We start from the raw sequence: 26,293 nt of genomic DNA, 5'->3' as shown, positions 1-26,293 counted from the left end.
GTCCGTCATTGCGGACACTGACCTGGCCCGCGCGTGTGTGTTCCAGCCGGATCCGCAAATGGTCATGCGGGATGGCAGCTTCCGGCTCGTTGCGGGGCATATCAAAATCCCGCGCGATCGTCAATTAATGCCGGATTTTACAGTATTTTCGCCTCTGGACTATGCAGAAAGGAAACAAATCCGCCGGAAACCGGGCAGTGTTCAGGGCAATCGTGGTGCTGCGGCCGGGCCGGCGAATTTGCTGCCGGCCGCAGGAGGGTGCAATTTGGAACGCCCGGAAGGCCGGGCGTTTCCGTCAGATCATCATTTCCTTGGTCGCGGTCAGGTTCAGGTCCGGGTAGTCGCGCTCGACCCGGTCGATGTCCCACTGCAGCCGCGTCAGATAGACGATGTCGCCGTCGTGGTCATGGGCGATGTGCTGCTTGTTGGCGTTGATGAACTTGTCCACTGCCGCCTTGCCACCGCTGACCCAGCGGGCCGAGGTGAACTGGCTCGCCTCGAACCGCACCGGCAGGCCGTATTCCATCTCAATCCGGCTGGCCAGCACTTCGAACTGCAGCTGGCCCACCACGCCGACGATGAAGCCGGAGCCGATTGAGGGTTTGAACACCTTGGCCGCACCTTCCTCGGCAAACTGCATCAGCGCCTTTTCCAGGTGCTTGGCCTTCATCGGGTCGCCTGCGCGCACGGTTTGCAGCAGTTCCGGGGCAAACGACGGGATGCCGGTCACCCGGATCGCCTCGCCCTCGGTCAGCGTGTCGCCGATGCGCAGCTGGCCGTGGTTCGGGATGCCGATGATGTCGCCGGCCCAGGCTTCCTCAGCCAGTTCCCGGTCGGAGGCCAGGAACAGCACCGGGTTGGACACCGCCATCGGCTTCTTAGTGCGCACATGCGTGAGCTTCATGCCGCGCTTGAAATGGCCGCTCGCCATCCGCACGAAAGCCACCCGGTCGCGGTGCTTGGGGTCCATATTGGCCTGAACTTTAAAGACAAATCCGGCCACCTTCTTTTCGTCGGGGCTCACCTGCCGCGGCTCGGCCGACTGCGGCTGCGGCTCCGGCCCGTATTTGCCGATGCCGTCCATCAGCTCCTTCACCCCGAAGGAGTTGATCGCGGAGCCGAACCAGATCGGTGTCATGTGGCCTTCAAGCACCGACTGCGGGTCCAGCGCGGGCAGCAGCTCGCGGGCCATTTCGACCTCTTCCAGCAGCTTCTCCAGCAGGTGCTCCGGTACGTGCTCGGCCAGCTTGGGATCGTCCAAGCCATTGATTTCAATGCTTTCCGCTACCTTGTTGCGGTCGGCGCGGTCCATCAGTTCCAGCCGGTCGCGCAGCATGTCGTAGCAGCCGATGAAATCGCGGCCCACCCCGATGGGCCAGCTGGCGGGGGTCACGTCAATCGCCAGCATCTCTTGGATTTCGTCAATGATTTCAAAGGTGTCCCGGCTCTCGCGGTCCATCTTGTTACAGAAGGTCAGGATCGGCAGGTCGCGCAGGCGGCAGACCTCGAACAGCTTCTGGGTCTGGCTTTCCACACCCTTGGCGCCGTCAATCACCATCACCGCGGCATCCACCGCCGTCAGCGTGCGGTAGGTGTCCTCGGAGAAGTCCGAGTGGCCCGGCGTGTCCACCAGGTTGAAGCGGAAGCCGCTGAAATCAAAGGACATTGCCGAGGCGGAGACAGAGATCCCGCGGTCCTTTTCCATCTGCATGAAGTCCGAGCGCGTGCGCCGCGCCTCGCCCTTGGCGCGCACCTGGCCGGCCATCTGAATCGCGCCGCCGTAAAGCAGGAACTTTTCGGTCAGCGTGGTCTTGCCGGCGTCCGGGTGCGAGATGATCGCAAAGGTCCGGCGGCGGGCAATTTCGGGCGGCAGTTCGGGGCGGTTTGTGACGGAATCCAGCATGAGCGCGCGTATAGCAGGAATGCCGCGCGAGGCAAGAAAAACAGGGGGTGGCACGCGTGCACCCCCCGTACACCCCCTGTGCACCCCCTGTACACTGGGCGGCTGCGGGCCGCGGGTTCGGGGCATCCGGGCGGGGCGGTGGGCGGAATTGCCCACCCTGCGTGTTGCGCTTGCTGCGTACGCCCCGCTTGCCGGGATTTAACCGGACCGGGGCAGGGTGGGGATCAGCGCGGGAGTGCCGCCCCGCCGCGAACCGCCGCCATCAAGGGAACGCCACGGGATGCCCAGCAAGCGATATTACGACAATGAAATGCAGCTGGAGCTGGACGACCTGCAGCAGAAGCTGCGCCGCGACTGGCTGGACAAGAGCCTGCCCAAGGACTGGGACGGCATGGACAGCTGGGAGCGGCTGGAGAAGCCCAAGACCCGGGTGACGATCCGGCTGGACGCCGACATGGTGAAATGGTTCCGCAAGCTGGGTCCGAACTACAGCCGCCGCATCAACTCGGTGCTGCGGACCTACTGGATGGCGCTGATGGCCGGCTACATCCAGGCCCATGACAAGGACAACACCATCGTCCGCCTCAGCCTGGCCGCCCGCTATCTGGCGGAGGGGAAGAACATGGACGGGACGGAGAAGGAGTGAGGCTAGTGTTTCTCTTTGTACGTTCAAGTCGCGGTATCTACCTGCTCTGATGGTTGTCAAACGCCGCACTTGGGTTCCAATGATCCAAATCGCGAACTCGGCACCGAAGCGGTGATCCCCGCTATGCGGAATGCAAATAGTGCAGTAGACATGCCCTGACGACATCTCGTCAGAGTACTTTATTATCAAGCAGAAAAAAAGGGGGGCGGAATTGGGTGAGGCGAGGTTTAAATTTACTGACTTGGAAGTGCAGAAGGAGTATTTTTTTAATTTTGTTCTTGGTGAACCGGTAGTTCCAAAAAACATTGACGTTGTTCAGTTTTGGGATTGGGCTGCCACGAACGCAGGTGTCGTTGGTGGAATTGCCTCAGGGTTTGCATCTGGCTTTATGGCGTATCTAATCTTTTTTCAGGGTTTGAAAGCTGAACGAAGAAAACAGTTGGAAGAACGCGAGACACAAAGGTCAGAGGCAGCCTTTCGAGCGTTGTTTAAAATGAGGGATTGGTGGGAGGCAGGTGTAAAAACTCGAACTCTATTCAAGAAACAGGTTGACTCCCATTCGAACGAAATAGCGGAGGGGACGCCGAAATCTCTTGTTACCTTGCCTGCTGTAGACAGCTTGCCTGAGCCCGAAAGAATTGGTGTATCGGAAGTCTCGTTCTTGGCTTCAAGGGGTAGCTCGGAGTTGATAAATAGAATTTTTGAAGTTCAAAGTTGGGGTCACCACCTTCTCCATCTCTCAAGAGAGTATATGAGACTTCGACTAGAGTGGGATGAATGAGCTTCTTTGAATGCAACGCACTCTGACGGGGATGTTGGTGACGGAATATTTTCTGCATTCAGCGAGCAGGGCGCTATTGCGGCAAAAATACGAACAGCTAAAATGGATTCCCTGATTGATGGGATAATGTATGGGGAAGAGGTCGAGGTTGAATATAGAAAGGTAATCGACGAGTATATTGAGCAATGCCGCATTGAATTCGCCGAGCATTTCCCTGCGGTTGAATTTTTAGTTGATGAAGGTTAGCAGTGAGATGTGTGAGGCTTGCGGAAATATTGGCCGAATTTTTTTATATTTGCCTGCGTTGGCGGACACACAGGCATGAGCGGTTACATCACCACCCTTTACCGCAACGACGCCCGCTTCAGCAGCCCCACCGCATCCGGCCGGTCCAAGAGCGACCGGTTCACGTCCAGTCCGTGGGCGCCGCTCTTGTGGGCGGCGGGCAGGGCGCCGGGCTCGTTTTCAGCGCGGGCGGCGAAAACATCCTCCGGCAGCGCGGGGCGGGTGACGGGGTCGAGGAAGGTGCTCTCGGCGGCGATGCCCTCGGCATAGATAATGTGGTGGCGGTCGAACAGGATCTGGAAGTAATCGGCAAAGCCGCCGTCCAGCACCACCACGCTGTCGCCGTTCACCAGGTCGCGGGCGCGGACCAGGATCTCGGGCGCGCCGGCGCCGATCTCGTCGCTGCGCTGGTAGACCATCAGCCGGTGGGCAGGGCTGACGATCAGGTCGTTGGCGTTGTTCAAGGCGCCTTTGCGGATCAGGATCGGGGCCAGATCGCCGACTGCGCGCAGGGTGGACTGGCCGACCCAGCGGACCTGCTGGATGCCGTCGTCGCGGGTGAGGACGCGGTCGCCGGGGCGCATCTGCTCAATCGGGCGCTGTTCGCCGGTCGAGAGCGTGATGCGGGTGCCGCGGGTGAAGGAGACGCAGGCCGATTGCGCCAGCTTGCGACGGGCGGGCTCGCGCTCGGCCTTGACCAGGGTATAGGGCATCTGCGGCTGCAGGGGGGCGAGCGGCACCAGAAAGATGGCGGCGATATAGCCCTCGGTATCGGCCTCGACCAGCACAAGGATTTCGGTGTTGGGGCCGCGGTCGGGCATCAGGGTGAGCAGGCAATCGAGGTGCAGCGCGGTGCCGGGGGTGCCAAGCCCGGAGTTGTCCGCGACGGAGAGGTTGCCGTCGTGATGGGCGGCGATGCCAAGCCGCTCCGGGGCGGAGGCGGCGTCCAGCATGTAGATGTCATCCAGCACCAGATCCTCAAGCACGCCCAGCGGGTCGCCCATGTTGGCGCCGTACTCAACGCGGAAATGCTCGGCCCGGTGGGCCTGAACGGAGGTGAGGCTGGCGGTCAAGGTCTGTCCCATAAGCGGCTGGTGTCTGAGTGCATAATTGTGCGCGCGCGGGGCGCCGTCCAGTAGGATTGCCGCGGGAATGTGGCGGAAAGGGGTCCGGAAGGGGCTGATTTTCCGGCGGTTTGACGATTGGCTGCCGGGGCACCGGGGCTGGCCTTCGGGGGGCGGGCGGTGCAAGCTCTGCGCCAGCAGAGAAGATTCCCGAGGGAGGACAACAATGGATCTGGGTATTTCGGGCAAACGCGCGCTGGTCTGTGCCAGCAGCAAGGGGCTGGGGCTGGGCTGTGCAGAGGCGCTGGCGGAGGCAGGTGTGAACCTGGTTATGAACGCCCGCGGGGCGGAGGCGCTGGAGGCTTCGGCGCAGGCAATCCGCGATGCCTATGGTGTGGATGTGGTGACCGTGGCGGCGGATGTGACCTCGCCGGAAGGGCAGCAAAAGGTGCTGGAGGCGGCTGAGGGCGTGGACATCCTGGTCACCAACGCAGGCGGCCCGCCGCCGGGCATGTGGACCGACTGGGACCGCGAGGATTTCATCAAGGCGCTGGATGCCAACATGTTGACCCCGATCGCGCTGATCAAGGCGCTGGTGCCGGGGATGATGGAGCGCGGCTGGGGGCGGGTGGTCAATATCACTTCGGTCTCGGTCAAGTCGCCGATTCCGGTACTGGGGCTGTCGAACGCGGCGCGGGCAGGTCTGACCGGCTATGTCGCGGGCACCGCGCGGCAGGTGGCGGGCAAGGGCGTCATCATGAACAACCTGCAGCCGGGCATTCATGCCACCGACCGGGCGGTCTCGCTGGATGGCGGCGCGGCCAAGGCGCAGGGCATCACACCTGAGGAGGCCAAGCAACAGCGCTGCGCCACCATCCCGGCGGGCCGCTATGGCACCCGGCAGGAATTCGGCGCCACCTGTGCCTTCATGTGCTCGCAGCACGCGGGTTTCATGGTCGGGCAGAACATCCTGCTGGACGGCGGCGCCACCAACACCACGATGTGAGGAGAGCCGGATGGCCAGCGGGTTTTCCCTGAAGGACCAGCTGTTCAACCGCGACAAGGTCCGCTATCTGGCGGGCCTTTTTTCCGCGGCTGAGGCTGGGTTTGATGCTGAGGCTTTCGAGGCCCAGGTGATGGCGGCGCTGCCGGCGCTGGAGCTGAAGCAGCGGATCACGCTGATTGCAGAGGTACTGGCGGGGCATCTGCCCGAAGCCTTGCCCGAGGCCGCGCCCATCGTGCTGAAGGCGCTGCCGCCGCCGCTGGATCCCGGCAAGACGGACGATGACTTCGGCGATTTCATCTTTGCCCCCTTGGGGGAGTATGCCGCCGCGCGGGGCCTGGAGGCGCACCGGGATCTGGCGTTGGATATGCTGGAGGAAATCACCCAGCGGTTTTCGATGGAGTGGGCCATCCGCCCCTTCCTGAACCGCTGGCCCGCGGAGGTGCTGGCGCGGATGGACCGCTGGGCCGGGCATCCCAGCTACCACGTGCGGCGGCTGGTGAGCGAAGGCACCCGCCCGCGGCTGCCCTGGGGCGAGGCGATCGGGCTGCAGCTGGGGGATCCGCTGCCGCTGCTGGACCGGCTGCACGGGGACGGCACGCGCTATGTCACCCGCTCGGTAGCCAACCATCTGAATGACATTGCAAAGAAGGATCCGGACCTGGTGATGGACCGGCTGGAGGGCTGGCGCGCGGCTGGACAGCAGGACCGCAAGGAGCTGGACTGGATGACCTCCCACGCCCTGCGCGGGCTGGTGAAGGCGGGCCATCCGCGGGCGATGGCAATGCTGGGCTATGATCCGGATCTGGCCTTGGAAGCGTTTGTAACTGTTCCGGCGGCCGTGCGCATCGGTGAGGCCTTGGATCTCTCCTGCCGGTTGGAGGGAGCTGCGGGCGCGCCGGTGCTGGTGGATTATATACTTCATTTTCAGCGCCCTGGCAGCAAAACTTCGGCCAAGGTGTTCAAGCTGAAGCAGGCCAGGATCACCGGCGGCACGCTGGAACTGGGCAAGAAACACAAGCTGAAGGGGGATGCGACGACCTTCAAGCTGGTGCCCGGGCCGCACCGGATCGAGCTGATGGTGAACGGCAAGGTGCGGGCCGAGGCGGCGTTTGAGCTGCTGCCCGAGGGGTGAACAATTCTCACTCCGCCCGGCGGCACCGCCGGGCAGCGCCCGTCCGCCCCCATGGGCGGGCGCTTCGCTTCCGCCCGCGGACGGGCGCTACCCTCAGAGCCTTGTATCGCACGCTCCTTCACACTTGCGTCAGACCTCCCGCCGGCCCGATTGCCCGGGTGCCCCGGTGCCGCTATCCCGACGGTTCGCAACCATCAGGAGAGGCGCTCCCATGAAACATGAAAAAGTGCAGACTTATTACGGCGAGGTGCTGCAGGGCAGCGATGATCTCCAGACCAACGCCTGCTGCACGCCGGACGACATGCCGGACTATGTGAAGCCAGTATTGTCCAAGATCCATGACGAGGTGCTGACCCGCTATTACGGCTGCGGGCTGATTGCGCCGGAGTCGCTGGAAGGCGCGCGCATCCTTGATCTGGGCTGCGGTGCGGGTCGCGATGTCTATGCGCTTTCGGCGCTGGTGGGGGAGCATGGCAAGGTGGTGGGCGTTGACATGACGCCCGCGCAGCTGGAGGTGGCGCGGCGCCATCAGGACTACCACGCCGAGGCCTTTGGCTATGCCAAGTCGAATGTAGAGTTCCGCCACGGCTATATCGAGACGCTGGAGGAATTGGACCTGGAGCCGGAGTCGTTCGACATCATCGTCTCCAACTGCGTGATCAACCTGGCCACCGACAAGGGCGCGGTGCTGCGCGGCGCGCATCATCTGCTGAAGGAGGGCGGGGAGATGTATTTCTCCGACGTCTACGCCGACCGCCGGGTGCCGCAGGCGATGGCGGAGGATGAGGTGCTCTATGGCGAGTGCCTGTCCGGGGCGCTCTATTGGAACGACTTTTTGAGCATTGCGAAAGAGGCCGGGTTCAAGGACCCGCGGATGGTGACCTCGCGCTTGCTGACGATCGAGAACCCGGTGCTGGAGAAGCGGGTGCAGCCGCTGAAGTTCCTGTCGGCGACCTATAGGCTGTTCAAGCTGGCAGCGCTGGAGCCGGCTTGTGAGGATTACGGGCAAGCGGTGATTTACAAGGGCACCATCCCGCACTCGCCGCACGTGTTTGCGCTGGATGATCATCACGTGATTGAAGCGGGCAGGGTGTTTCCGGTCTGCGGCAACACCTGGATGATGCTGCAGGACACCCGCCTGGCGCCGCATTTCGAATTCATCGGCTCGTTCGAGACCCACTTTGGGATCTTTGCCGGTTGCGGCGGCAATTCGCCCTTTAACGGGTTGGAGCAGGACGGCGCTGCACCGGGGTGCTGCTGAATTGATTTGAATGAACTGCCCGGCCGAAGGCCGGGCAGCGCACGTCCCGCCCCCCACGGGGCGGGCGCTTCGCTTCCTGCCCCGCCGGGACCGGCGCTGCCCTCATCTGCATGTCTTGTGCGGGCAGACCGCTTGCGGCGGCTGAGCAGGGTTGCTATCCCGGCGTGAACCCAAGCGTTTTCATCGGAAACAGCCCTGAGGCCTCATGAACAAAGCCCCCGCCGAGATGCACAGCACCATGGCCCCGCCGCGGCTGGAGATCCGCAACATCCGGCGCTTTTTCGAAGGCCGCGCGGTGGTCGACGATGTCTCGCTCCAGATCCAGGCGGGGCAGGTGACCTGCCTGCTGGGGCCGTCGGGCTGCGGCAAGTCCACCACGCTCAGGATGATCGCCGGGGTGGAGATGCAGGACAGCGGCGAGATTTATGTCGATGGCAAGCTGATCTGCGACACCGTGTTCAGGGTGCCGCCGGAGCGGCGCGAGATCGGGCTGATGTTTCAGGACTTCGCCCTGTTCCCGCACTTGAGCGTTGCGGACAACGTCGGCTTTGGCCTTAAGGGCAGCAAGGACGAGAAGCGCGCGCGGGTCGAGGAACTGCTGAACCGGGTGTCGCTCAAGCGCTTTATCGACGGCTACCCGCACCAGCTGTCGGGTGGCGAGCAGCAGCGGGTGGCATTGGCGCGCGCGATTGCGCCCAGGCCGCGGATCATGCTGATGGATGAGCCGTTTTCGGGCCTTGATAACCGCTTGCGCGACGGCATCCGGGATGAGACGCTGAGCCTCCTGAAGGAAGAGGACGCCGCCGTCCTGCTGGTGACGCATGAGCCGGAAGAGGCGATGCGGATGGCCGACGAGATTGCGCTGATGCGCGGCGGGCGGATCGTGCAGCAGGGCGCGCCCTACAACGTCTACACCCACCCGGTGGACAAGGCGGCGGTGGCGTTTTTCAGCGACGTGAACGTGCTGAAGGCAGAAGTGAACGGCGCCCTGGCGCGCACTGCCTTTGGCGAGTTCCTGGCGCCCGGGGTGGCCGACGGCACCGCGGTGGAGATCGTGTTCCGGCCGCAGCATCTGCGCATCGACTTTGACCGCGGCGGCCAGGGGCCGCTGCCCACCCCCAGCGACGGCGTTGCCGCGCGGGCAGTGGTGGAGCGCGCCCGGTTTCTGGGCAGCGAGAGCCTGGTCGAGTTCCGCATGGATTTTGACGGCTCGATCCTCAAGGCGACGGTGCCGAATGTCTTCCTGCCGGAAAAGGGCCGGGTGATGTGGCTGACGGTGCGCCGTAACCGCTGTTTCGTCTTTCCCGCTTGAGGCTTAAGGGGCATTCTGCACCCGGTGACACAGGAGGCGCAGATGCAGGGCAGCTATAAGATCCGGGTGTTGACGCCTGCGGAAATCGCGACCGCAGTGGACTGGGCCGCGCGCGAAGGCTGGAACCCCGGCAGCAGCGATGCCGCGTGTTTTGCCAGCGTTGACCCTGAGGGGTTTTGGGGCGGCTTTCTGGACGGGCAGATGATCGCCTGCATCTCGGTGGTGAATTACGGGCAGGCGTTTTCCTTCCTCGGCTTTTACATCGTGGCGCCGAAGCATCGCGGGCGGGGCTATGGCTATGCCCTGTGGCAGAAAGCGCTGGAACATGCCGGGAGCCGGACTGTCGGCCTTGACGGAGTGGTGGACCAGCAAGAGAACTACCGCCGCTCGGGCTTTGAGCTGGCGTACCGCAACATCCGGTTTGGCGGGGTGCCCGCGGGTGGGCTGGAGGCGGCCGCGGATTTCGAGCTGTCGCCGCTGAGCGCCGCAACGGCGGAGCTGGAGGCGCTGGACGCCCGCGTCTTTCCGGCACCGCGCCGGGCGTTCTGGCAGCAGTGGCTAGGGGCGGAGGGGCATCACTCCTTTGCCGCGATTCGGAACGGCAGCCTTGCGGGCTTCGGCACCCTGCGGCCCTGCGGCAGCGGCTGCAAGATCGGGCCGCTGGTGGCTGAGACGCGCGGCGCGGCGGAGGCGGTTCTGGCGCGGCTGCTGCAAGAGCTGCCCGCGGGGCAGGAGGTGTTTCTGGATGTGCCAGAGCCGCATTTGGCGGCGGTGGATCTGGCACGCGGCCTGGGGTTGGCGCCGGTGTTTGAGACCGCCCGGATGTACCGGGGCACTGCACCGCAGCTGGAGACGGATCTGATTTTCGGCGTGACCAGTTTCGAACTCGGGTAAGGGGCGTTGCCCCCGCCGCCTTTGGATGGGGGCTCCGCCCCGTTCAGCCCTGAAACCGTCCCCCGGACGGTTCCCGGGACGGGCTTCACCCCCCCGGAGTATTTTTGGAAAGATGAAGGCCGGAACCGCAGGCAGGCTGCCAGTGCGGCAGCGGTCAGCGCAGCGCGCGTGCGTACCGCAGCAGCAAGTGCGCCAGCGTGCAGACGGCAACAATTGCCAGAAGGCCGAGGCCGCGTTCGTAAACGCCGTCGATGCCGGTGGGCAGGAAGAAGAACACCGGCGCCGTCAGGACCCACAGCACTGCAATGGCCCTGAGCAACCGCGTGTAGCCCTGGCCCATCTGGCCTGCGGCGCGCGCCATCGCCCAGGGCGCGACCGCCATCAGCACTCCGAGCGCGTAGACCAGGTAGATATGGATCACCACGCCCTCGTTGTCGCTGTCGCCGTATTCATTGCGCGCCCCGACCAGGAAGACGATCAGCCCCATCAAGGCAAAGGCGACGATCCCGACACTCCAGCCGCGGCCGCCCAGATGCACATGGGCGGCGGCGACGGCGATGGCCACCAGCGCGGCGGAAAAGGCGTAAAGCCCCGAATCGACGATGAACTCATAGCGGCCGGCGCCAAGATCGCTGATCGTGTCCGCCACCCAGTCATGGCCCGGCACGATGACATCGGCGGCAATCACCGAAGCCGCCAGCAGGACGCAGCCGAGGACGGCGTAACAGGCGAGCAGAGTGATCAGGGTGGGGGCGATATACGGGGATGGAGGGAGCGGTGTGTGGGACATCGGCGCTGGATCCTGTTGCTGTCAGCATCTCAACGCGGCGGGGAGGCCAAGTGTTCCGCGCCTGCGGGGCAACCTGCGGAGGCGGCATTGCGTGCTCTCTGGAATACGGCCGAGGCAGCGCCCGCGGAAATGCAGATTGGGGGCGCTGCCCCCCGCCGCCGGTGGCGGCTCCCCCGGGATATTTTCAGCCAGATGAATAAAGGATCTCAGGTGCCGTAAGGGTCGTAGTCCTGCAGGCGCTTGCCAGGCTCATCCACGAACAGCTCTGGCAGAGCCTGCGCGTCCTCGATCAGGTCGACCCGGAATACCCGGAAATCCTCCCGCGTTTCGCACCAGGCGGTCAGCGTCCAGACCCGGCCCCAGTATTCCATGTGCAGTGGGCGGATCTTGCGTTCGGTCAGGGTGCCGTCGATCCGGCGGTATGTCAGTTGCAGCTTCTGGCGGGCTTTGATCGCGGCCCGTAAGCTGGGCATATGGGCAAAGCCGCGGGCGGCATCGGCAAAGGGGTAGACTGCGAATTTCCAGGCGTCGGCCTCGGCGATGGTCTGTTCGGGCAGCACCGCATCCACCTTGGCCGCCAGCGACAGGGCGGCGGCCTTGAGGTTCGGGTCGGCGGCCTCTGCCACAATCGCCATGCCGAGGTTCAGCGCCTCCAGCTCTTCCGGCGTCAGGGTGAGGGGCGGCAGGCTGATCTGTTCGCGCACCATGTAGCCGACGCCGCGCTCTCCCTCCACCGGCACACCGGAGGCGACGAGCGTGTCCATGTCCCGGTAGATGGTGCGGGTGGAGACTTCCAGCCGCTCGGCGATGTCCTGGGCGCGGTGCAGCTTCCCGTCGCGCAGGATCTGGATGATTTCGAAAAGGCGGTCGGTGCGGCGCATGGGACTAGCCTTTGCGCGGGGGAGGGAGGAGGTCAAGGGCTGCGCCCGGCCCGGAGACTTGCGGGCGCAGCCCCGGGGTGCTACGGCGCCATCTGCCACAGCACCTCTTCATGGCGCATGGCTGCGCTGTCCGGTGCAAGCGCCGCCACCACCTCGGGTGCGAAATCCTGCTGCATGAAGGTCTGCGCCACCTTTTTCGCCGTCGCCATGTCCTTCCAGACCACGTAGTCGGTCCATTTGCCGTCCTCGCCCTGGCTCAGCTGACGGGTGACAAAGCCGTCCTGAGCGCGCACGAAACCTTCGGTGCGCTGCATCAGGGCGGTGAAATCCGCCGCACTCACGCCATCGGCCAGTTTGAAGGTCACGATTTCGGCGACATGTTTGCTCATCACGTTTCTCCTTGAATGCTGTGATGGGGTGGATTTACCGCCTCGCAACTGACATAAACCTGTCAGTTGGGTGCGGGCTGGCAGCAAAAATTGCGAATTACGGCCTGCGCGGGGCTCTTCTGCCCGGCTTGTTGCTTTCGCTCAAAGCGGCCCGCGCGCTAAACCCGTAGCGAACAATTCCACCGGCGCCGCCAATCCGCGCCGGATCACGTAAGGAGAGACTCTCATGCTCAACAACATCGGCCTGCCTGGCCTGCTGCTCATCGCCGTTGTGGTTCTGGTCCTGTTCGGCCGCGGCAAGATTTCCTCGCTGATGGGCGAAGTCGGCAAGGGCATCACCTCGTTCAAGAAGGGTATCAACGAAGGCTCCAAGGAGCTGGAGCAGGACGCCGCGGACGTGGCCAAGGACGTCACCCCCGAGACCGAAAAAGACAAGGCCTAAGCGGCCATGTTCGATCTTGGGTGGACTGAACTGCTGGTCATCGGCGTTGTCGCGCTGATCGTTGTCGGCCCCAAGGACCTGCCGGTGCTGTTCCGCAACGTGGGGCGGTTTATCGGCAAGGCCAAGGGGATGGCGCGCGAGTTCAGCCGGGCGATGCATGACGCGGCGGATGAGGCCGGCGTCAATGAGGTCGCCAAGGGCCTGAAAGCCGCTTCGAACCCCGTGGGCACAGCCATGGACGGGGTCAAGCAGGCGGCGCAGGAGATGGCCTCGTCGATCGACCCGACCAAATTCGACCCCGGCAGCGAGACCGGAAAGCTGGCAGCGCAGCGGGCTGAGGATGCCAAGAAAATCCAGGCCTCCACTGCGCGCGCCGCAGCGGAGCGCAAGGCGCGCGAAGCAGAAGAGGCGCTGGCCAAGGCGGAAGCCGCTGAGGCAGCGCTGAAGACGGATGAAGAGGCCAAATCATGAGCAAGACGGATGAGATCGACAACTCAACCGCACCGCTGATCGAGCATCTGGCCGAGCTGCGCACGCGGCTGATCCATTCGGTGCTGGCCTTTATCGTTGGCATGGTGATCTGCTTCACCGTGGCAACGCCGGTCTTCAACTTCCTCACCGCGCCCCTGTGCGAGGTGCTGGCCGAAAGCGGCCAGGACTGCGCGCTGATCTTTATCAGCCCGCAGGAGGGTTTCTTTGTCGCGATCAAGATCTCCTTCCTGGGCGGCTTTATGCTGGCGTTTCCCTTTATCGGGTTCCAGCTGTGGCGGTTTGTGGCGCCGGGGCTTTACAAGTCCGAGAAGGGGGCGTTTCTGCCGTTCCTGGTGGCCTCGCCCTTCATGTTCCTGCTGGGCGCGAGCTTTGCGTTCTACGTCGTTACCCCGCTGGCCTATGACTTCTTCCTGGGCTTCCAGCAGTTCGGCGCCTCTGGCGAAGCGATCACCGGCGAGGAGGTCAATCAGGGCCTCAGTGTGGTGTTCCAGGGCTCCGCGCAGGAGTATCTGAACCTGACGATCAAGTTCATCGTGGCCTTTGGCCTGTGCTTCCAGCTGCCGGTTCTGCTGACGCTGATGGGCAAGGCCGGGCTGGTGAGCGCAGAGGGTCTGGGATCGGTCCGCAAGTATGCGGTGGTGGCGATCCTGGTGCTGGCCGCACTGGTGACGCCGCCGGATGTGATCACCCAGATCATCCTGTTTGTGGTGGTTTACGGGCTCTATGAGATCTCGATTTTCCTGGTCCGCAGGGTTGAGACCAAGCGCGAAGCGCAGCTGCGCGCCGACGGCTACTATGACGACGAGGGCGAGATGGATGCGCATCCCGACGATCCTCTGATGGCTGAGTTCGAGGCCGAGGACGGCAAGGACAAGTAAGCCGCTGACGGTTCAAGACAGATAGGCGCGCCAGCGATGGCGCGCCTTTTTCTTGTTTGCCGAACGAAAAAGGGACCGGTTCACGCAGCACCCGTTGCCTCCGAAAACAGGGTTTCCCCGGATCAACCCGGCGCGGGCCGTAATCTGCTACAGTGGGCGTGCTGGTTTTGTTTAATAAGTTCATCAGGGGGCCGGGTGGCGGGCAAATCTCCGATATCGAGCGGCAATTCTCTCCGTTCCGAGTACGAAGAAGCCCTGTCGCTGTGCGGGCTCGTGGATGATGTGCAGGCGCCGCATCTGCTGGAGGCCCGCCCGTACCGGTTTGCGGAAGGCGAATTCATCTGCCGCCCCGGCGATCCGGCCCATTGCCTCTGGATCATCGTGAACGGGTCCGTTGCCGTGAAACTCGGCGAGCAAACCCTTTTTGTCCGGCGGCGCAACGAGGTGATTGGCGAACAGCATCTGGCCGGCAACGGCTATCAGCGCGTCTATGGTCTTGTTGCGAATGAAAGCACCGTGGAAGTGCTCATCATCGAAAAGGACAAGATCGCCGCGCATCCGGAGGCCGGGACAATCTGGCGCAATATCGCAAAGATCATCTCGATCAAGCTGCGGGACGCCAGCCGCAAGACCGCATCGCTTGGCCGCCAGCTGGCCGATGATACGCGCATTCTGCACGCCTATACGAACCCCTATGCGCTGACCCGGCGGCTGCAGTCCGGCGGCGAGCACCAGGCGGAATACCTGGTGGAGCGCGCGGTGATCTGGTTCTCCGACGTGGTGAATTTCAGCCGGTATACGCTGAAGACCGCACCGGAGCGGGTGGCAGACATCGTGCAGCGGTTCTTCAATGCGCAGACGGAGCCGATCCTGGAACACGGCGGCCATATCGACAAATTCATCGGCGACGGGCTGATGGCGTTCTGGGTCCTGCCGCGCAGTGATCAGGACGCGGGCCAGGCCTGCATGGATGCCGTGCAGGCCGCTGAGCAGTCCACCGCCAACGTTGCCGGCATCAAGATCGGTGCCGAACCCTTGTCGCTGCGCGTCGGGCTCCACATCGGGCTGGTGGTGAGCGGCGATTTCGGATCGGCCACCCGGCACCAGTTCACCCTGATCGGGCCGGAGGTCAACAAGGCCGCCCGGCTGGAACAGGTCCAGGCCGCGGACATTATCGAAGGCGACGGGCGCTTGGGCGCGGTCCGGATGAGCCGGGAGTTCTGGAGCGAGCTGAGCGGCGCAAAGCAGCGGGTCTTCCGGAACCGGTTTCTGGTGCAGGCGAAGAACATCGGGGAGACGGAGATACTCACCAATTGACCTTGCCAGCGGGGGTGCGGGCACGGCAAGGGCCAACGGCCAGGAGATGAATTGAGATGGACCAGCACACAAGGGGCGGTGCGCCTATTGCCTTTGCCGGGCCAGTCCCGGTCAGCCAACACGCTTTCGTGAACCTCCCGCATCCAGGTATCTTTACCCCAGGCCATGCACCATGTTTGGGCAGTGTTTGAGTGTTGGGAGGTTTCCATGAGTAAGTTTCTGACTGCATTGTCCTGCGCAGCAGCCTGTGCGATTGCATCCGTGGCTGTTGCCGAAGATCCGCCGATGGGGTTTTTCGTCACCTCCGTTGGCCTTGGTGACGGCGGTAACCTTGGCGGGCTGGACGGCGCAGACGCCCATTGCGCCAGCCTGGCAGAGGCGGTGGGCTCTACCGGTCGCACCTGGCGCGCGTATCTGAGCACTCAGGAGGAGGGCCAGCGCGGCATCTCGGCCCGCTCGCGCATCGGCACCGGCCCCTGGTACAATGCCAATGGCGAGCTGATCGCGGTGGATCTGGACCAGCTGCATATCATGCCCAACCTGTACTTGCGCACAGCCGTCGATGAAAACGGCAACCGGATCAAGGGCCGCGGCGAGGATCCCAATGAGCATGACATCCTGACCGGCACCCAGGCAGACGGCACCGCCTATTTCCCCTGGCAGGAGGGCGATATGACCTGTTCGAACTGGACCTCCAACGGCGAGGGCTCGGCCACGGTTGGCCATCATGACCGCCACGGCGGCGGCAACACGTCCTGGAATGCAGCGCACAACTCCCGCGGCTGCAGCGCCGAAAATCTGCGCTCCACCGGCGGTAACGGGTATTTCTACTGCTTTGCAGCGGATTGAGATACCGGCCCGGGTTGTGTCCAGCCCCTCTTGCCGCCCCTGCCGGAACATGCTTTGAAATCCGGCAACTGACGGAGGGAGCCACCCCATGGACCAGATTGCACTGACCCGCATTGCCGAGGCGCTGGAGCGGATGTCGCCCGCGCCTTTGGAAACACCTGATTTCAACGTGGCCAGCGCCTTTGTCTGGCATGTGGGGCCGGAACGGCTGGAACCTGTAGCTGAGATCAACCGGGTGGATCTGGACCTGCTGGTGGGCATCAACCGCTCCCGAGATACGCTGTTGGAGAACACCCGCCGCTTTGCGCAAGGATATGCCGCCAACAACGCGCTGCTGTGGGGCGCGCGCGGCATGGGCAAGTCGAGCCTGGTGAAGGCGGTGCATGGGGCGCTGCTTGCGGATCATCCCGATCTGAAACTGGTGGAGCTGCAGCGCGAGGATCTGCCTTCGGTGGCGCGGCTGCTGAACCACCTGCGCGGCTCGGAACACCGGTTCATCCTGTTCTGCGATGATCTGTCGTTCAGTCATGACGACCAGCACTACAAGAGCCTCAAGGCGGTGCTGGACGGCGGCATCGAAGGGCGGCCCGAGAACGTAGTATTTTATGCAACCTCCAACCGCCGCCACCTGATGCCGCGGGACATGATCGAGAATGAGCGTTCCACGGCCATCAACCCGTCGGAAGCGGTCGAGGAGAAGGTGTCACTCAGTGACCGGTTTGGGCTGTGGCTGGGATTCCATCCTTGCGATCAGGACGAATATCTGGCGATGATCGAGGGCTATTGCGCGGCATACGGTGTCAAGGCGGACGCGGACACCCTGCGGGCGGAGGCGGTTGAGTGGCAGGCCACCCGCGGCGCGCGCTCGGGCCGGGTCGCGTGGCAGTTCTTTACCGATCTGGCCGGGCGGCACGGGGTGGCTTTGCGCTAGGGCACATGCGGCCGTGAAAGTCTCCGAAATGAAAAAAGCCCGGCCAAGCGGCCGGGCTTTTGTGTGTTAACAGGGCTTTGCCGCCGTCAATTCAGGTAGTTCAGCGGGTCGATGCTCTCGAACCCGTCTCGGACCTCGAAATGCACATAGGCGTCATCGCCGCCGCGCAGCGAGGCGATGCGCTGGCCGCGGGCGACCAACTCGCCCTTTTTGACGGTGATGTTGCCGACGTTCTGATAGACTGTCAACAGCTTCTGGCTGTGGCGGATCACCACGATCGGCACGTTGTTGGAATCCTTGGTGATCGCGGCCACGGTGCCCGCTTCGGCGGCATTCACGGGCGCGCCGGGCGCAGCGGCGATGTCGATGCCGTCATTGCGGCCCTTGGAGTAGGTCTTGATGATCTTGCCCTGCACCGGATAGGCCATCGCCGCGCTGCTGGCGCGGGTGGGTTTCGGCAGCTCCGGCTTGGGAAGGGTCTCTGCCGCGGGTTTGACTGCGGCGGGCTCGACCTTTTCCTCCGGCAGCGGCTGAGTGGCGCTGGGCGGCACCGGCGTTTGGGTGCCTGCGCCGGGTTCGGTCACTGCAACGGGGGCTGCGGCAGGGGTCAGCTCAGCTGCCGGCTGCTCTTTCAGCGGGATCAGCAGGAACTGGCCCTCACGCACGGCAAAGTCGCTGCCGAGACCGTTCCATTCGGCCAGCGATTTCACCGGTACCTGGTAGAGCCTCGAGATTGTATAGGCGGTTTCGCCGCGTTTCACCTTGTGGCGCACCGGCTCCGGGCCGCGCTGCACCTTGGCGGGCTGCGGCTTGGGGGTGGGCTGGATCGTGGTGGTGGTCACCGAACCCGGGTTGGGGGAGGTGAGCGGCGCGGTCTCGATCGCCTGGCCGGCCAGGGTGGCGATATCCACCGATCCCGGGGTGGCGCTGCCGCCTGAGGGCAGGCCGGCGGGGGCCCGGCGCGGCAGGGCCAGCACTTCGCCCTGGCGCATCTTGTCGCCGGTCTCCATGCCATTGTAGCGGGCAACTTCTTCCGGCGGCAGTCCGATGCGCGCGGCCACGTCCGAGACGGTGTCGCCGCGCTGCGCCACCGCCACCTGGTAGGAGGGGTAGGTGATCAGCCCGCGGGCATCAGGCGAGGGGCGGCTGGAGGTGGCCGACTGGGCGGCAGTTGCGGTGTTAAAGGCGCCAAGCTGGCCGCGCAGGTCATAATCCAGCGGGCTTTGGCAGGCCGCCAGCACCCCGGCCAGCGGCAGCAGGGCCAGCAGCCGTGCGCGGGGCCGCACGAAACGGGGCAGCCCGCGGGATGCGGTCCGGGTGGAGGTGGTCCGGGTCATCTTGCTCTCCTCAAAACACGCTTCCCCTTTTTCGCGGGGGTTCTCTCGCGTCAATCACTATAGCCGATGCGATCCAGCCGGCGGCCGAATTCCGCCGCCAGTTTACGGGGGCGGCGCAGGAATATCAAACGCAGCTTGCGGAAATGCGGCAGCAGCCCTAGCTGTCCTTGCCCAGCCCTTCGAGCAGCGGCACGAAACGCACCGGGCGCAGCTCATCGTACTCCAGCCCGTCCCCGGTTTTGCGCACCCGGATCAGGGTCTGAACGTGGTCCGACTGGCCCACCGGAAGCACCATGATGCCGCCGGTCTTGAGCTGCGCCAGCAGCGGGCCGGGCGGGTCCTCGGCGGCGGCAGTCACGATGATGCGGTCGAACGGCGCCTGGTCCGGCAGCCCGTGGCTGCCATCCCCCACCAGCGAGGTCACGTTGGAGAGCCGAAGCTTATCGAACACTGACCGCGCCTCGCCCACCAGCCGGGAGTGGCGGTCGATGGTGTAGACCCGGCGCGCCAGCTTGGACAGGATCGCGGCCTGGTAGCCGGAGCCTGTGCCCACCTCCAGCACGGTGTCGCGCGGCGAGATCTGCAGCGCCTGGGTCATCATGCCGACGACAGAAGGCTGCGAGATGGTCTGGCCGCAGGCGATCGGCAGCGGCACGTCCTCATAGGCGCGATCTGAGAAGATGCCGCGCACGAACAATCCGCGGTCGATCTCCTCGATCGCCTCCAGCACCTGCTGGTCGGTCACCCCGCGCGAGCGCACGGAGTACAGGAACTGCATCTTGGTTTCCGGATCGGGTCCGCTCATTGCTGCGCTCACTCGTCCGTCCATTCGACCGCCTTCAGCGCTTGCAGGGCGTCGTGCGCGGTCAGGTCGGCGCGCATCGGGGTGACGGAGATGTAACCGTCCAGGTTGACCGCAGCGTCGGAGCCGGGGGTGGCCTCGACGTGCTGGTTGCCGCCGCGGATCCACAGGTAGCGGCGGCCGGTGGGCGACAGCTGCTCCTCGGCCGAAAAATGGCAGCCGTGGCGGTAGCCCTGCGGCACGACGCAGGAGCCCTTGACGTCCGCCGCCGGGACCGGCGGAAAGTTGATGTTGTAAAACAGGCGGTAGTCCTGCGCATCCTGCGGCTGGGCGGTCAGGATCCTCTTGATCAGGGCGGCACCGTGCACCGCGGAGGCCTCAAACGGATTGTCCGTTTCCCGGTTGGCCGGCCCGTAATACTGCGACAGCGCCATCGCCGGGATGCCCTGCAAAGCGGCCTCCATCGCGCCGCCCAGTGTGCCGGAGTAAAGCGCGTTTTCCGCCGAGTTGTTGCCGCGGTTCACGCCGGACAGCACCAGGTCGGGCCTTTGGCCGTGCATGACCACGTGCAGGCCCGCCAGCACGCAGTCGGCAGGCGAGCCTTCGGCGGCAAAGCGGCGTTCGCTCAGCTGGCTGAGCATGGTGGGGCGGGTGTAGCTGATGCAATGGGCGACGCCGGACTGCTCAAAGGCCGGTGCCACGGTCCAGACCTCGCCATCGGGGCCTGCGACCTCATGGGCGATGGATTCGAGGATGGTGAGCCCTTCGGCGCTGATGCCGTCGTCATTGGTGATCAGAATGCGCATGGGGTGTCTGCCTGCCGTCTTCAACCGGGTTTTCGATTGAATAGGACCTGTGCCGGAACGGGGCAAGGTTTTCGCGGGGGGAAGCGTCATCCGCCGAAAAGCGGGGCAGGGAGGCAACAGGCGGCGCGGCAGGGCGCGCTCCCGCCCCCTGGACCCGCATCAAAGATGCCGGTTCAGGCGTTGGGCCGGGCGCCGCGCGATGCGCGGCGCGGTCAGGCTGCAGGTGTCAGTCTGCCAGGATCTGCGGCAGCAGGCGCGCGGCCTCGTCCTGGATCGGGGTCAGCGCATCGCGGTCTTCGCCCGGGTGGAAGCGGGCGCGCAGGGCGGTGGCCATCGGCTTCGGCTCCAGAATGCGCACCTGCGGGCCGGTGCGTTCGGTTTCCGCCTGCCAGCTGCGGGCCAGCGCCATCTGGGCAGCCTTGGTGGCGCCGTAGGTGCCGTAAAACTTTTCGCCCGCCTTGGGGTCGTCAAAGAACACCGCACGCCCTGTCTGGCCCAGCAAGGGCGCGACGTAGGGGATCAGCACCGAGGTAGCGGTGGCGTTGATGGCCATAGCCTTGGTCCAGTCCTTGGCGGCCACCGACGGCACCGGGCACAGGGCGGTGGCGTGGATCGCGGTGTGCAGCCACAGGTCCAGCTTGCCCCAGCGGTCGTGGATGCCGCGGCACAGTGTTGCCATTGCCTCCGGCACGGTGATGTCCATCGGCGCCAGGGTGGCGCTGCCGCCCGCTGCCTTGATACGGTCGTCGAGCTCTTCCAGCGCACCGGTGGTGCGGGCAACGGCGACGATGTGATGAGTGGGCGCAAGCGCCTCGGCCAGGGCGTTGCCGAGGCCGCGGGATGCGCCGGTGATGAGAGCGAGCTTTTCTGTCATGGGCGCCTTCTTGGGCCGCGGGCGAAGGCAGGTCAAGAGGCCGCGGCCCGGGGCAGGAATTTTCAAAAATTCCTGGCAAATTTCTTCGAAGAAATTTGCGCAGCTCCCGCAGTCAGCTGCCGGGCATCGGCAGGCGCTTGGTTTCGCCGTTGGCGCTGAGGACCAGGCCGTGGGCGTCGATTGCCACCACCCGGCCCAGGGAGGACAGGCGGGCGCCGCGCGACACGGTTTTGGTGCGGCCGCTGGGCAGGCGCACCAGCGCGGTCAGGCTGTCCTCGGGGCCGTAGACACCCAGGAGGTTAAGCCGGTTGCGGTTCACTGCGTTGTCCTGCGTGGCCAGCCCGGCCACCTTGGCGGAGGTGCCGCCCGCCTGTTCTGCGTTTGCCATGTCGTCCATCCCCAATCTGTCCGGGCGTATCTGGACAATCTGCCGGTTCTCTTCAACCAGCCTCTGCAGAACTCGGCGGGAAGCCGCGGAGCGGCCCGGGCACGATGAGTGGAAGCCCGCCGCCGCGCCAGCAGTGGTACCGGCACAGGTGCTTGAAAATCAGGCGTCAAACACCAGCGAGGGCAGATCGTGGCCATAGGCATAGAGCAGCTCCAAAAGCTCCTCCAGCGCGGCGCCGTCCTTTTGCAGCGGGTAGAGCGGGTGGTTATGCTCAGTGACCTTCAGTTCCGGGTACTGGCCTTCGGGGCGCATCTCCAGCACGCAGCCCGCGGGCATCGGCATGTCCGGCGGGATCGCATTGGCCAGCCAGGCCGGGCGGTCGCCCAGCTTTTCCGTCTCGCGCATCTCAAAGAGGTCGAGATAGGCGTCGAAGTCATCGCGGCTGAGGCTGGCCCAGGTGCCCAGGAGAAACTCCTCGCCGCGGCTGCCGGACAGCGGGATCGCCAGCACCGCACGGACAAAGCGCAGATCGCCCAGGCGGCAGAAATCCTCGGTCAGGATATCGCCTCGGGTGGCGAGAACGGCGGAGTTGTCTTCCACCTCCATATCCTCTGAGCAGATGTCGGGCCGGTCGCAGCTGAGGCTCAGCAGTTGCGCAAAGGTGGCGCCGCAGCAGCGGCACTGGCGCGGAGAGGTCAGCATGCGGGCAAGATGCGCGTCCAAGGGGCGGCCTTTCGTCTGGAAGCATAAAAAGGCGCGGGCCGTCACGGCCAGCGCCTTGTCTATGCAGTGTTCGCGGCCCTCATACGCGGATGCGGCCGGAAGTTCAAACCCCCGTTACAGGAACGGGGCAGGGAGGGGTCAGCCGGAGGCCAGGTTGGAGGCGTTCCAAGAGGCGCCGGGCACCGGCATGTCCTTGATCTTGGCACTCACGCGGCTGCTGCCTTCCAGCGCCGCCAGATACTCCTCGGTGACACCGGTGATGTAGTTGCCGTCAAAGCAGGAGCAGTCAAATCCCTGGATGTCCGGGTTGCCTTCCTGCGCCGCCCAGATCAGGTCTTCGAGCTTCTGATAGAACAGCGCATCGGCACCCAGCTCGTCGCGGATTTCCTCGATGCTGAGGCCATTTGCGATCAGCTCATGCTTGGTCGGCATGTCGATGCCATAGACGTTCGGGTATTTCACCGGCGGCGAGGCGGAGGCGATATAGACCTTCTTGGCGCCGGCTTCGCGGCACATCTGCACGATCTTCTTGATGGTGTTGCCGCGCACGATGGAATCGTCGATCAGCAGCACGTTACGGTCCTTGAACTCCAGCGGGATCGCATTGAGCTTGCGGCGCACCGATTTCTGCCGCTCCGCCTGGCCCGGCATGATGAAGGTGCGGCCGACGTAGCGGTTCTTGACCAGCCCCTCGCGGTAGCGGATGCCGGTGGAGTTGGCGACTTCCAGCGCCACGGGGCGGGCCGAATCGGGCACCGGGATGATGCTGTCGATTTCCAGGCCGGACTCCTGAATCTGCTTGGCCAGCGCCTGACCCATGCGCAGCTGGGTCTTGTAGACGGAGACGCCGTCCATCATCGAGTCGGGACGTGCCAGGTAGACGTACTCAAAGATACAGGGGGTCAGCTTGCCCTCGACCGCCTGGAAGGTATGCAGTTTGCCGTCGAGGTCGATCAGAACCGCCTCGCCGGCCTTAACGTCGCGGACCTTCTCAAAGCCGTTGATGCCAAAGGCCACGTCCTCGGAGGCAATGCAGTAATCATCGCCCGCACCCTGCGCCGGGCGCTTGCCCAGCGACAGCGGCCGGATGCCGTGGGGGTCGCGGAAGGCCAGCATGCCGACACCGGCAATCATGCACAGCACGGAATAGGCGCCCTGCACCCGCTCCATGGTCATCTTGACGCCGGCAAAGATGTTGCGGATCGGCTCGGCGTTGCCGTTCACCTTGATGGCATCGGCGACCTTGTCGGCCAGCACGTTCAGCAGGATTTCCGAATCCGAGGTGGTGCGAAGATGGCGGCTGTATTTGCCGGTCACCTTCTCGCGCTGCTCGGCGGTGTTGGTGATATTGCCGTTGTGGACCAGATAGATGCCATAGGGCGCGTTGACGAAGAACGGCTGCGCCTCGGTGGCGCTGAGCGAACCCGCGGTGGGGTAGCGCACGTGGCCCATGCCGACGCGGCCGGTCAGGGTCTCGGCGTCTGCGGGGCCGAACACATCCTTGACCAGGCCGTTTTCCTTACGCTCGCGAAAGAACTCGCCGGTGTAGGTCACGATGCCGGAGGCGTCCTGGCCGCGGTGCTGCAGCATCAAGAGCCCGTCATAAATTTCCGCAAAGACTTCCGTGTCCCGGCTTGCGATCCCCAAAATCCCGCACATTGGCTGGCTCCAATCCCACTTAGGCTTTGCTGTTCGATGGCTGTTGGAAGCGGTGGTGCCGGCAGTCTAGCGCATTTGTGCGCCGGGGCGCCAATCCGGCTGCTTCGGCCGCCTTCCGGCCGGTTGCCTGAGCGCCAGTTGCGGCAACGGACCCCGGCGCCGGGCGCGTCAGGTCATCTCCACAAAGGCAGGCGGGCAGCAGCGGCAAGGCGGTGAGGCTCCGAATCCGTTTCCTGTTCGCGCCCTCACATAGTGGCTTTCTTTCCCTCTGTCATCAAAGGATCACAAATCCCTGCTGCGCTGCGGCGGCAGGTAGCGGGCAGGGCGGTTTTCAGATCTTTCCACGCTGTGCCTCAGTGAAGCGTCAGCAGCGAGATAGACCCGACCAGCACCAGGCTCAGCGCCCAGACCAGGTCCAGGTTGAACCAGCCCTTGGACAGGAATTTCAGCCCCACCCAGCGGTAGATCCCGTAGGCCAGCACGCCGCCCGCAGCGGTCATCGCCAGGGTGTGGAGCACCGCCACCAGCGCGGCTATGCCGGCATTTCCGGTGATCAGCGTGCCCGCAGCGGCGTGGCCCGCGTCCGTTTCGATGGTGCGGCAGATGCCAAGGTAGATCGGCACCAGCATCAGCCCCGCGCCATGCGCCATCGCCGCCAGGAACGACCACAGCGCCAACCGCGAAGGTGGCACCCGCGCCAGAAACCGCGGGTGGCGCCGGTTGACCAGCAGATAAAGGCCGAGGGCGATCACCAGGCAGGCGGCGCCGATCTGGATCTCGCGCTGCCACTCTGCCAGCACCATCAGCGCCGAGAAGGGAAACAGGATCGCCGCCATCGCCAAAAGGTGCCCGGCCGCCAGCGCGGCCAGCGCCCGCCACAGGCTGCCCTGCTTCCGGTCCATCAGCGCGGCTGACACCGCCAAGGGCCAGCCCATGCCGGGGTTCACCCCGTGATACACGCCAGAGGCGGCAACGGCCCCCCACAGGGCCGCCGCCGTGCTGATGTCTGCCACGCGTCAGACGGAGGGGTAGCAGAAGCTGTCGGTGGAGCAGTCGCCCCCTTCCAGCCGGATCTGGTGGCTGCGGTAGCCCTTGGGGAACTCCACATAGAAGTCCTTGTCCAGCTCCAGCCCGCCGTTTTCGCCCGCGTTGGCCATCACCATCTGACCACCCCCGGAGTCCGGATAGAACTGGTCATCCCAAGTGGAATAAAGCGAGTTGGTCCAGTAGACGCGCTTGCCGTCGCGGCTGATCTCGACCATCTGCGGGCCATAGGCAAAATCCTTGCCGTTCGGGTGCTTGGTGCCGCGGGCGATGCCGCCGATCTCAACCTTGCCGGCCAGCTTGGGGTTCATCGGGTCAGAGACATCATACTGATGCATCTCGCCCAGCCCCCAGCAGGCCACATAGAGGAACATGTCATCGAGGCTCAGGTCGATATCGGTGACCAGGGGCGGCACCGCCTCGAACCCCTGCAAGAGCGGCGGCAGGTTTTCCGGCTTCTCGGGCCGCGGGTCGATGGTGATGGTCTTCTTGGCCTCAAAGGTGCCGTCGTCCTTCTGCCACCAGGTGAAGATCGCGCCCTGCAGGTTGGTGGTATCAACCACCACGCCGCAAAAGCCGTAATCCTTGGACGGATCATGCGCGGGGCGGATCTCCAGAGCCATCTGGTGGTTTTCGCCCAGGTCGATCGTCTGCACGTTCTTGCGTTCGCGCAGGTTCCAGAAATGAATCGAATGGCCGTATTTGTTGCTGAGCAGGTCCTCCGCCACGATGCCGTTCTCGAACTGCGGCGGCAGGCCCCATTCCGAACTCACCATGTAGTCGCGCGGCAGGTTCCACCAGAAGTCATAATGCTTGTCCTGCTTGCCGCGGTCCATCTCGTAGCGGCCCAGGATCTCGAAGGTTTCGCAATCCATGATGAAGATGCCGGGCGGGCCGTCGGTGCCGTCCTCTCCGCCGCCGCCCAGGGTCGAGACATAAATGCCCTCGGGGCCGCAATGGATGGTGTGCGGGCGCGAATAGCCGGTCTTGGCAAAGACTTCTTCAGGTTCGATGATCTTGTGGATCTTCGCCTCGCGCGGCTCTTTCACGTCGATCACATAGATCCGGCTGGAGCGGATGCCGGGAATGATAAGATAGCGCCGCTCCAGAAACGCGTGGCCGGACAGCGGCGACAGCGACGAGGAGCAGGCGTTCCAGCCGAAGTGGTGAAACTCGTCGCCCTTGTTGGGCATGATCAGCTGATGCACGATCTCGCCGTAGCTGTCGGATTTCGGGTCGACATCGACCACCGCCAGACCGTCGGGCTGGGAGCCGTCCGGACTGAGCATCAGGGTAAAGGCCAGCGTTTCCGCCGGGGCCTCCATGGCAAGCCTGGGGGTGGCATGAAAAGTGGGGTCAGGCCTCAAGTTCATCGTCAAATCCTCCCTGGAAAACAGGCGCCTGAAA

28 protein-coding genes are annotated in these 26,293 nt (G+C 64.4%); 14 read left to right on the top strand and 14 right to left on the bottom strand.

The annotated features are described in order from the left end of the window. Nucleotides 1-295 precede the first annotated feature (295 nt). A complete protein-coding gene (locus tag ACXAED_RS20590; RefSeq protein ID WP_475052909.1) occupies nt 296-1,903 on the bottom strand; it encodes a peptide chain release factor 3 in 1,608 nt (535 codons plus the stop codon). Nucleotides 1,904-2,183: 280 nt separating this feature from the next. On the opposite strand from ACXAED_RS20590, the gene ACXAED_RS20585 reads away from it, so the two are divergent. The 3 genes from ACXAED_RS20585 (at nt 2,184) to ACXAED_RS20575 (ending at nt 3,576) form a co-directional block, all read left to right on the top strand. Then, nucleotides 2,184-2,549: a BrnA antitoxin family protein gene (locus ACXAED_RS20585; protein WP_475052908.1), complete on the top strand. Its 366-nt coding sequence runs from the start codon at nt 2,184-2,186 to the stop codon at nt 2,547-2,549. Nucleotides 2,550-2,760: 211 nt separating this feature from the next. After that, nucleotides 2,761-3,330 carry a hypothetical protein gene (locus ACXAED_RS20580; protein WP_475052907.1) on the top strand — a complete coding sequence of 190 codons (570 nt, stop codon included), beginning with the start codon at nt 2,761-2,763 and terminating at the stop codon, nt 3,328-3,330. 6 nt (nt 3,331-3,336) lie between these two features. Continuing rightward, nucleotides 3,337-3,576: a hypothetical protein gene (locus tag ACXAED_RS20575; RefSeq protein WP_475052906.1), complete on the top strand. Its 240-nt coding sequence runs from the start codon at nt 3,337-3,339 to the stop codon at nt 3,574-3,576. Between the two features lie 98 nt (nt 3,577-3,674). Here ACXAED_RS20575 and ACXAED_RS20570 read toward each other — a convergent pair whose 3' ends face one another. Then, a complete protein-coding gene (locus ACXAED_RS20570; RefSeq protein ID WP_475052904.1) occupies nt 3,675-4,700 on the bottom strand; it encodes a Hint domain-containing protein in 1,026 nt (341 codons plus the stop codon). A 205-nt stretch (nt 4,701-4,905) separates the two neighbouring features. Here ACXAED_RS20570 and ACXAED_RS20565 point away from each other — a divergent pair, with 205 nt between their 5' ends. From ACXAED_RS20565 to ACXAED_RS20545, 5 genes are all read left to right on the top strand, one after another. After that, nucleotides 4,906-5,685: an SDR family oxidoreductase gene (locus ACXAED_RS20565; protein ID WP_475052902.1), complete on the top strand. Its 780-nt coding sequence runs from the start codon at nt 4,906-4,908 to the stop codon at nt 5,683-5,685. Between the two features lie 10 nt (nt 5,686-5,695). Continuing rightward, the gene (locus ACXAED_RS20560; RefSeq protein ID WP_475052901.1) at nt 5,696-6,817 is read left to right on the top strand and encodes a hypothetical protein; all 1,122 of its coding nucleotides are present in this window, start codon (nt 5,696-5,698) and stop codon (nt 6,815-6,817) included. A 211-nt stretch (nt 6,818-7,028) separates the two neighbouring features. Further along, nucleotides 7,029-8,078: a methyltransferase domain-containing protein gene (locus ACXAED_RS20555; RefSeq protein WP_475052900.1), complete on the top strand. Its 1,050-nt coding sequence runs from the start codon at nt 7,029-7,031 to the stop codon at nt 8,076-8,078. 205 nt (nt 8,079-8,283) lie between these two features. After that, complete coding sequence (locus ACXAED_RS20550; RefSeq protein ID WP_475052899.1) at nt 8,284-9,390, top strand: ABC transporter ATP-binding protein; 1,107 nt, start codon at nt 8,284-8,286, stop codon at nt 9,388-9,390. A 42-nt stretch (nt 9,391-9,432) separates the two neighbouring features. Next, nucleotides 9,433-10,284, top strand: a complete 852-nt coding sequence (locus tag ACXAED_RS20545) for a GNAT family N-acetyltransferase (RefSeq protein ID WP_475052896.1) — start codon at nt 9,433-9,435, stop codon at nt 10,282-10,284. Between the two features lie 154 nt (nt 10,285-10,438). On the opposite strand, the gene ACXAED_RS20540 is transcribed toward ACXAED_RS20545, so the two are convergent. The 3 genes from ACXAED_RS20540 to ACXAED_RS20530 all read right to left on the bottom strand — a co-directional run bounded on the left by ACXAED_RS20540 (nt 10,439) and on the right by ACXAED_RS20530 (nt 12,344). Next, nucleotides 10,439-11,074 (bottom strand): DUF998 domain-containing protein, encoded by a 636-nt coding sequence (locus ACXAED_RS20540; RefSeq protein ID WP_475052895.1) that lies wholly within the window; start codon nt 11,072-11,074, stop codon nt 10,439-10,441. A gap of 206 nt (nt 11,075-11,280) precedes the next feature. Further along, complete coding sequence (locus ACXAED_RS20535; protein WP_475052892.1) at nt 11,281-11,955, bottom strand: helix-turn-helix transcriptional regulator; 675 nt, start codon at nt 11,953-11,955, stop codon at nt 11,281-11,283. Between the two features lie 80 nt (nt 11,956-12,035). Continuing rightward, nucleotides 12,036-12,344, bottom strand: a complete 309-nt coding sequence (locus tag ACXAED_RS20530; RefSeq protein WP_421053507.1) for a hypothetical protein — start codon at nt 12,342-12,344, stop codon at nt 12,036-12,038. Between the two features lie 226 nt (nt 12,345-12,570). Here ACXAED_RS20530 and ACXAED_RS20525 point away from each other — a divergent pair, with 226 nt between their 5' ends. From ACXAED_RS20525 to ACXAED_RS20500, 6 genes are all read left to right on the top strand, one after another. Beyond that, nucleotides 12,571-12,786, top strand: coding sequence for a twin-arginine translocase TatA/TatE family subunit (locus tag ACXAED_RS20525; RefSeq protein ID WP_174144998.1), 216 nt, complete (start codon nt 12,571-12,573; stop codon nt 12,784-12,786). Nucleotides 12,787-12,792: 6 nt separating this feature from the next. Continuing rightward, on the top strand, nt 12,793-13,257 hold the full coding sequence (gene tatB / locus ACXAED_RS20520) for a Sec-independent protein translocase protein TatB (protein WP_475052889.1): 465 nt from the start codon (nt 12,793-12,795) through the stop codon (nt 13,255-13,257). Then, the gene (tatC, locus tag ACXAED_RS20515; protein ID WP_475052887.1) at nt 13,254-14,156 is read left to right on the top strand and encodes a twin-arginine translocase subunit TatC; all 903 of its coding nucleotides are present in this window, start codon (nt 13,254-13,256) and stop codon (nt 14,154-14,156) included. The genes tatB and tatC overlap by 4 nt, the downstream gene beginning before the upstream one ends. Before the next feature lie 195 nt (nt 14,157-14,351). After that, nucleotides 14,352-15,473, top strand: a complete 1,122-nt coding sequence (locus tag ACXAED_RS20510; protein ID WP_475052884.1) for an adenylate/guanylate cyclase domain-containing protein — start codon at nt 14,352-14,354, stop codon at nt 15,471-15,473. 207 nt (nt 15,474-15,680) lie between these two features. Then, on the top strand, nt 15,681-16,322 hold the full coding sequence (locus tag ACXAED_RS20505) for a hypothetical protein (RefSeq protein WP_475052881.1): 642 nt from the start codon (nt 15,681-15,683) through the stop codon (nt 16,320-16,322). An 88-nt stretch (nt 16,323-16,410) separates the two neighbouring features. Next, nucleotides 16,411-17,253 (top strand): ATP-binding protein, encoded by an 843-nt coding sequence (locus ACXAED_RS20500; RefSeq protein WP_475052880.1) that lies wholly within the window; start codon nt 16,411-16,413, stop codon nt 17,251-17,253. Nucleotides 17,254-17,339: 86 nt separating this feature from the next. Here ACXAED_RS20500 and ACXAED_RS20495 read toward each other — a convergent pair whose 3' ends face one another. The 9 genes from ACXAED_RS20495 to ACXAED_RS20455 all read right to left on the bottom strand — a co-directional run bounded on the left by ACXAED_RS20495 (nt 17,340) and on the right by ACXAED_RS20455 (nt 26,259). Next, a complete protein-coding gene (locus ACXAED_RS20495) occupies nt 17,340-18,590 on the bottom strand; it encodes a peptidoglycan DD-metalloendopeptidase family protein (RefSeq protein ID WP_475052878.1) in 1,251 nt (416 codons plus the stop codon). Between the two features lie 157 nt (nt 18,591-18,747). Then, entirely contained in the window at nt 18,748-19,395 is a 648-nt protein-coding gene (locus tag ACXAED_RS20490) for a protein-L-isoaspartate(D-aspartate) O-methyltransferase (RefSeq protein ID WP_475052877.1), read from the bottom strand. Nucleotides 19,396-19,403: 8 nt separating this feature from the next. Continuing rightward, complete coding sequence (gene surE, locus ACXAED_RS20485; RefSeq protein WP_475052876.1) at nt 19,404-20,198, bottom strand: 5'/3'-nucleotidase SurE; 795 nt, start codon at nt 20,196-20,198, stop codon at nt 19,404-19,406. A 226-nt stretch (nt 20,199-20,424) separates the two neighbouring features. Further along, nucleotides 20,425-21,072, bottom strand: coding sequence for an SDR family NAD(P)-dependent oxidoreductase (locus ACXAED_RS20480; RefSeq protein WP_475052875.1), 648 nt, complete (start codon nt 21,070-21,072; stop codon nt 20,425-20,427). A 112-nt stretch (nt 21,073-21,184) separates the two neighbouring features. After that, a complete protein-coding gene (locus ACXAED_RS20475; protein ID WP_475052872.1) occupies nt 21,185-21,460 on the bottom strand; it encodes a hypothetical protein in 276 nt (91 codons plus the stop codon). A 159-nt stretch (nt 21,461-21,619) separates the two neighbouring features. After that, nucleotides 21,620-22,162 carry a DUF2199 domain-containing protein gene (locus tag ACXAED_RS20470; protein ID WP_475053169.1) on the bottom strand — a complete coding sequence of 181 codons (543 nt, stop codon included), beginning with the start codon at nt 22,160-22,162 and terminating at the stop codon, nt 21,620-21,622. Nucleotides 22,163-22,321: 159 nt separating this feature from the next. Continuing rightward, the gene (gene purF, locus ACXAED_RS20465) at nt 22,322-23,842 is read right to left on the bottom strand and encodes an amidophosphoribosyltransferase (protein WP_475052871.1); all 1,521 of its coding nucleotides are present in this window, start codon (nt 23,840-23,842) and stop codon (nt 22,322-22,324) included. Between the two features lie 353 nt (nt 23,843-24,195). Continuing rightward, nucleotides 24,196-24,855: a hypothetical protein gene (locus ACXAED_RS20460; protein WP_475052869.1), complete on the bottom strand. Its 660-nt coding sequence runs from the start codon at nt 24,853-24,855 to the stop codon at nt 24,196-24,198. A 3-nt stretch (nt 24,856-24,858) separates the two neighbouring features. Then, complete coding sequence (locus tag ACXAED_RS20455) at nt 24,859-26,259, bottom strand: selenium-binding protein SBP56-related protein (RefSeq protein WP_475052868.1); 1,401 nt, start codon at nt 26,257-26,259, stop codon at nt 24,859-24,861. Nucleotides 26,260-26,293: the final 34 nt, after the last annotated feature.

Source organism: Leisingera sp. ABM4_103 (genome assembly GCF_056158685.1).
The sequence above is the reverse complement of the archived record's forward strand: the minus strand, read 5'-3'. Positions and strand labels throughout refer to the sequence as shown.

What these genes read in the sequence shown, in the direction of transcription:
- ACXAED_RS20530 (WP_421053507.1), bottom strand. Translation starts at nt 12,344, where the DNA reads ATGAGCAAACATGTCGCCGAAATCGTGACCTTCAAACTGGCCGATGGC.
- ACXAED_RS20540 (WP_475052895.1), bottom strand. Translation starts at nt 11,074, where the DNA reads ATGTCCCACACACCGCTCCCTCCATCCCCGTATATCGCCCCCACCCTG.
- surE (WP_475052876.1), bottom strand. Translation starts at nt 20,198, where the DNA reads ATGCGCATTCTGATCACCAATGACGACGGCATCAGCGCCGAAGGGCTC.
- ACXAED_RS20535 (WP_475052892.1), bottom strand. Translation starts at nt 11,955, where the DNA reads ATGCGCCGCACCGACCGCCTTTTCGAAATCATCCAGATCCTGCGCGAC.
- ACXAED_RS20495 (WP_475052878.1), bottom strand. Translation starts at nt 18,590, where the DNA reads ATGACCCGGACCACCTCCACCCGGACCGCATCCCGCGGGCTGCCCCGT.
- purF (WP_475052871.1), bottom strand. Translation starts at nt 23,842, where the DNA reads ATGTGCGGGATTTTGGGGATCGCAAGCCGGGACACGGAAGTCTTTGCG.
- ACXAED_RS20480 (WP_475052875.1), bottom strand. Translation starts at nt 21,072, where the DNA reads ATGACAGAAAAGCTCGCTCTCATCACCGGCGCATCCCGCGGCCTCGGC.
- ACXAED_RS20550 (WP_475052899.1), top strand. Translation starts at nt 8,284, where the DNA reads ATGAACAAAGCCCCCGCCGAGATGCACAGCACCATGGCCCCGCCGCGG.
- ACXAED_RS20455 (WP_475052868.1), bottom strand. Translation starts at nt 26,259, where the DNA reads ATGAACTTGAGGCCTGACCCCACTTTTCATGCCACCCCCAGGCTTGCC.
- ACXAED_RS20565 (WP_475052902.1), top strand. Translation starts at nt 4,906, where the DNA reads ATGGATCTGGGTATTTCGGGCAAACGCGCGCTGGTCTGTGCCAGCAGC.
- ACXAED_RS20500 (WP_475052880.1), top strand. Translation starts at nt 16,411, where the DNA reads ATGGACCAGATTGCACTGACCCGCATTGCCGAGGCGCTGGAGCGGATG.
- ACXAED_RS20555 (WP_475052900.1), top strand. Translation starts at nt 7,029, where the DNA reads ATGAAACATGAAAAAGTGCAGACTTATTACGGCGAGGTGCTGCAGGGC.
- ACXAED_RS20590 (WP_475052909.1), bottom strand. Translation starts at nt 1,903, where the DNA reads ATGCTGGATTCCGTCACAAACCGCCCCGAACTGCCGCCCGAAATTGCC.
- ACXAED_RS20545 (WP_475052896.1), top strand. Translation starts at nt 9,433, where the DNA reads ATGCAGGGCAGCTATAAGATCCGGGTGTTGACGCCTGCGGAAATCGCG.
- ACXAED_RS20585 (WP_475052908.1), top strand. Translation starts at nt 2,184, where the DNA reads ATGCCCAGCAAGCGATATTACGACAATGAAATGCAGCTGGAGCTGGAC.
- ACXAED_RS20475 (WP_475052872.1), bottom strand. Translation starts at nt 21,460, where the DNA reads ATGGCAAACGCAGAACAGGCGGGCGGCACCTCCGCCAAGGTGGCCGGG.
- ACXAED_RS20525 (WP_174144998.1), top strand. Translation starts at nt 12,571, where the DNA reads ATGCTCAACAACATCGGCCTGCCTGGCCTGCTGCTCATCGCCGTTGTG.
- ACXAED_RS20560 (WP_475052901.1), top strand. Translation starts at nt 5,696, where the DNA reads ATGGCCAGCGGGTTTTCCCTGAAGGACCAGCTGTTCAACCGCGACAAG.
- tatC (WP_475052887.1), top strand. Translation starts at nt 13,254, where the DNA reads ATGAGCAAGACGGATGAGATCGACAACTCAACCGCACCGCTGATCGAG.
- ACXAED_RS20470 (WP_475053169.1), bottom strand. Translation starts at nt 22,162, where the DNA reads ATGCTGACCTCTCCGCGCCAGTGCCGCTGCTGCGGCGCCACCTTTGCG.
- ACXAED_RS20505 (WP_475052881.1), top strand. Translation starts at nt 15,681, where the DNA reads ATGAGTAAGTTTCTGACTGCATTGTCCTGCGCAGCAGCCTGTGCGATT.
- ACXAED_RS20490 (WP_475052877.1), bottom strand. Translation starts at nt 19,395, where the DNA reads ATGAGCGGACCCGATCCGGAAACCAAGATGCAGTTCCTGTACTCCGTG.
- ACXAED_RS20570 (WP_475052904.1), bottom strand. Translation starts at nt 4,700, where the DNA reads ATGGGACAGACCTTGACCGCCAGCCTCACCTCCGTTCAGGCCCACCGG.
- tatB (WP_475052889.1), top strand. Translation starts at nt 12,793, where the DNA reads ATGTTCGATCTTGGGTGGACTGAACTGCTGGTCATCGGCGTTGTCGCG.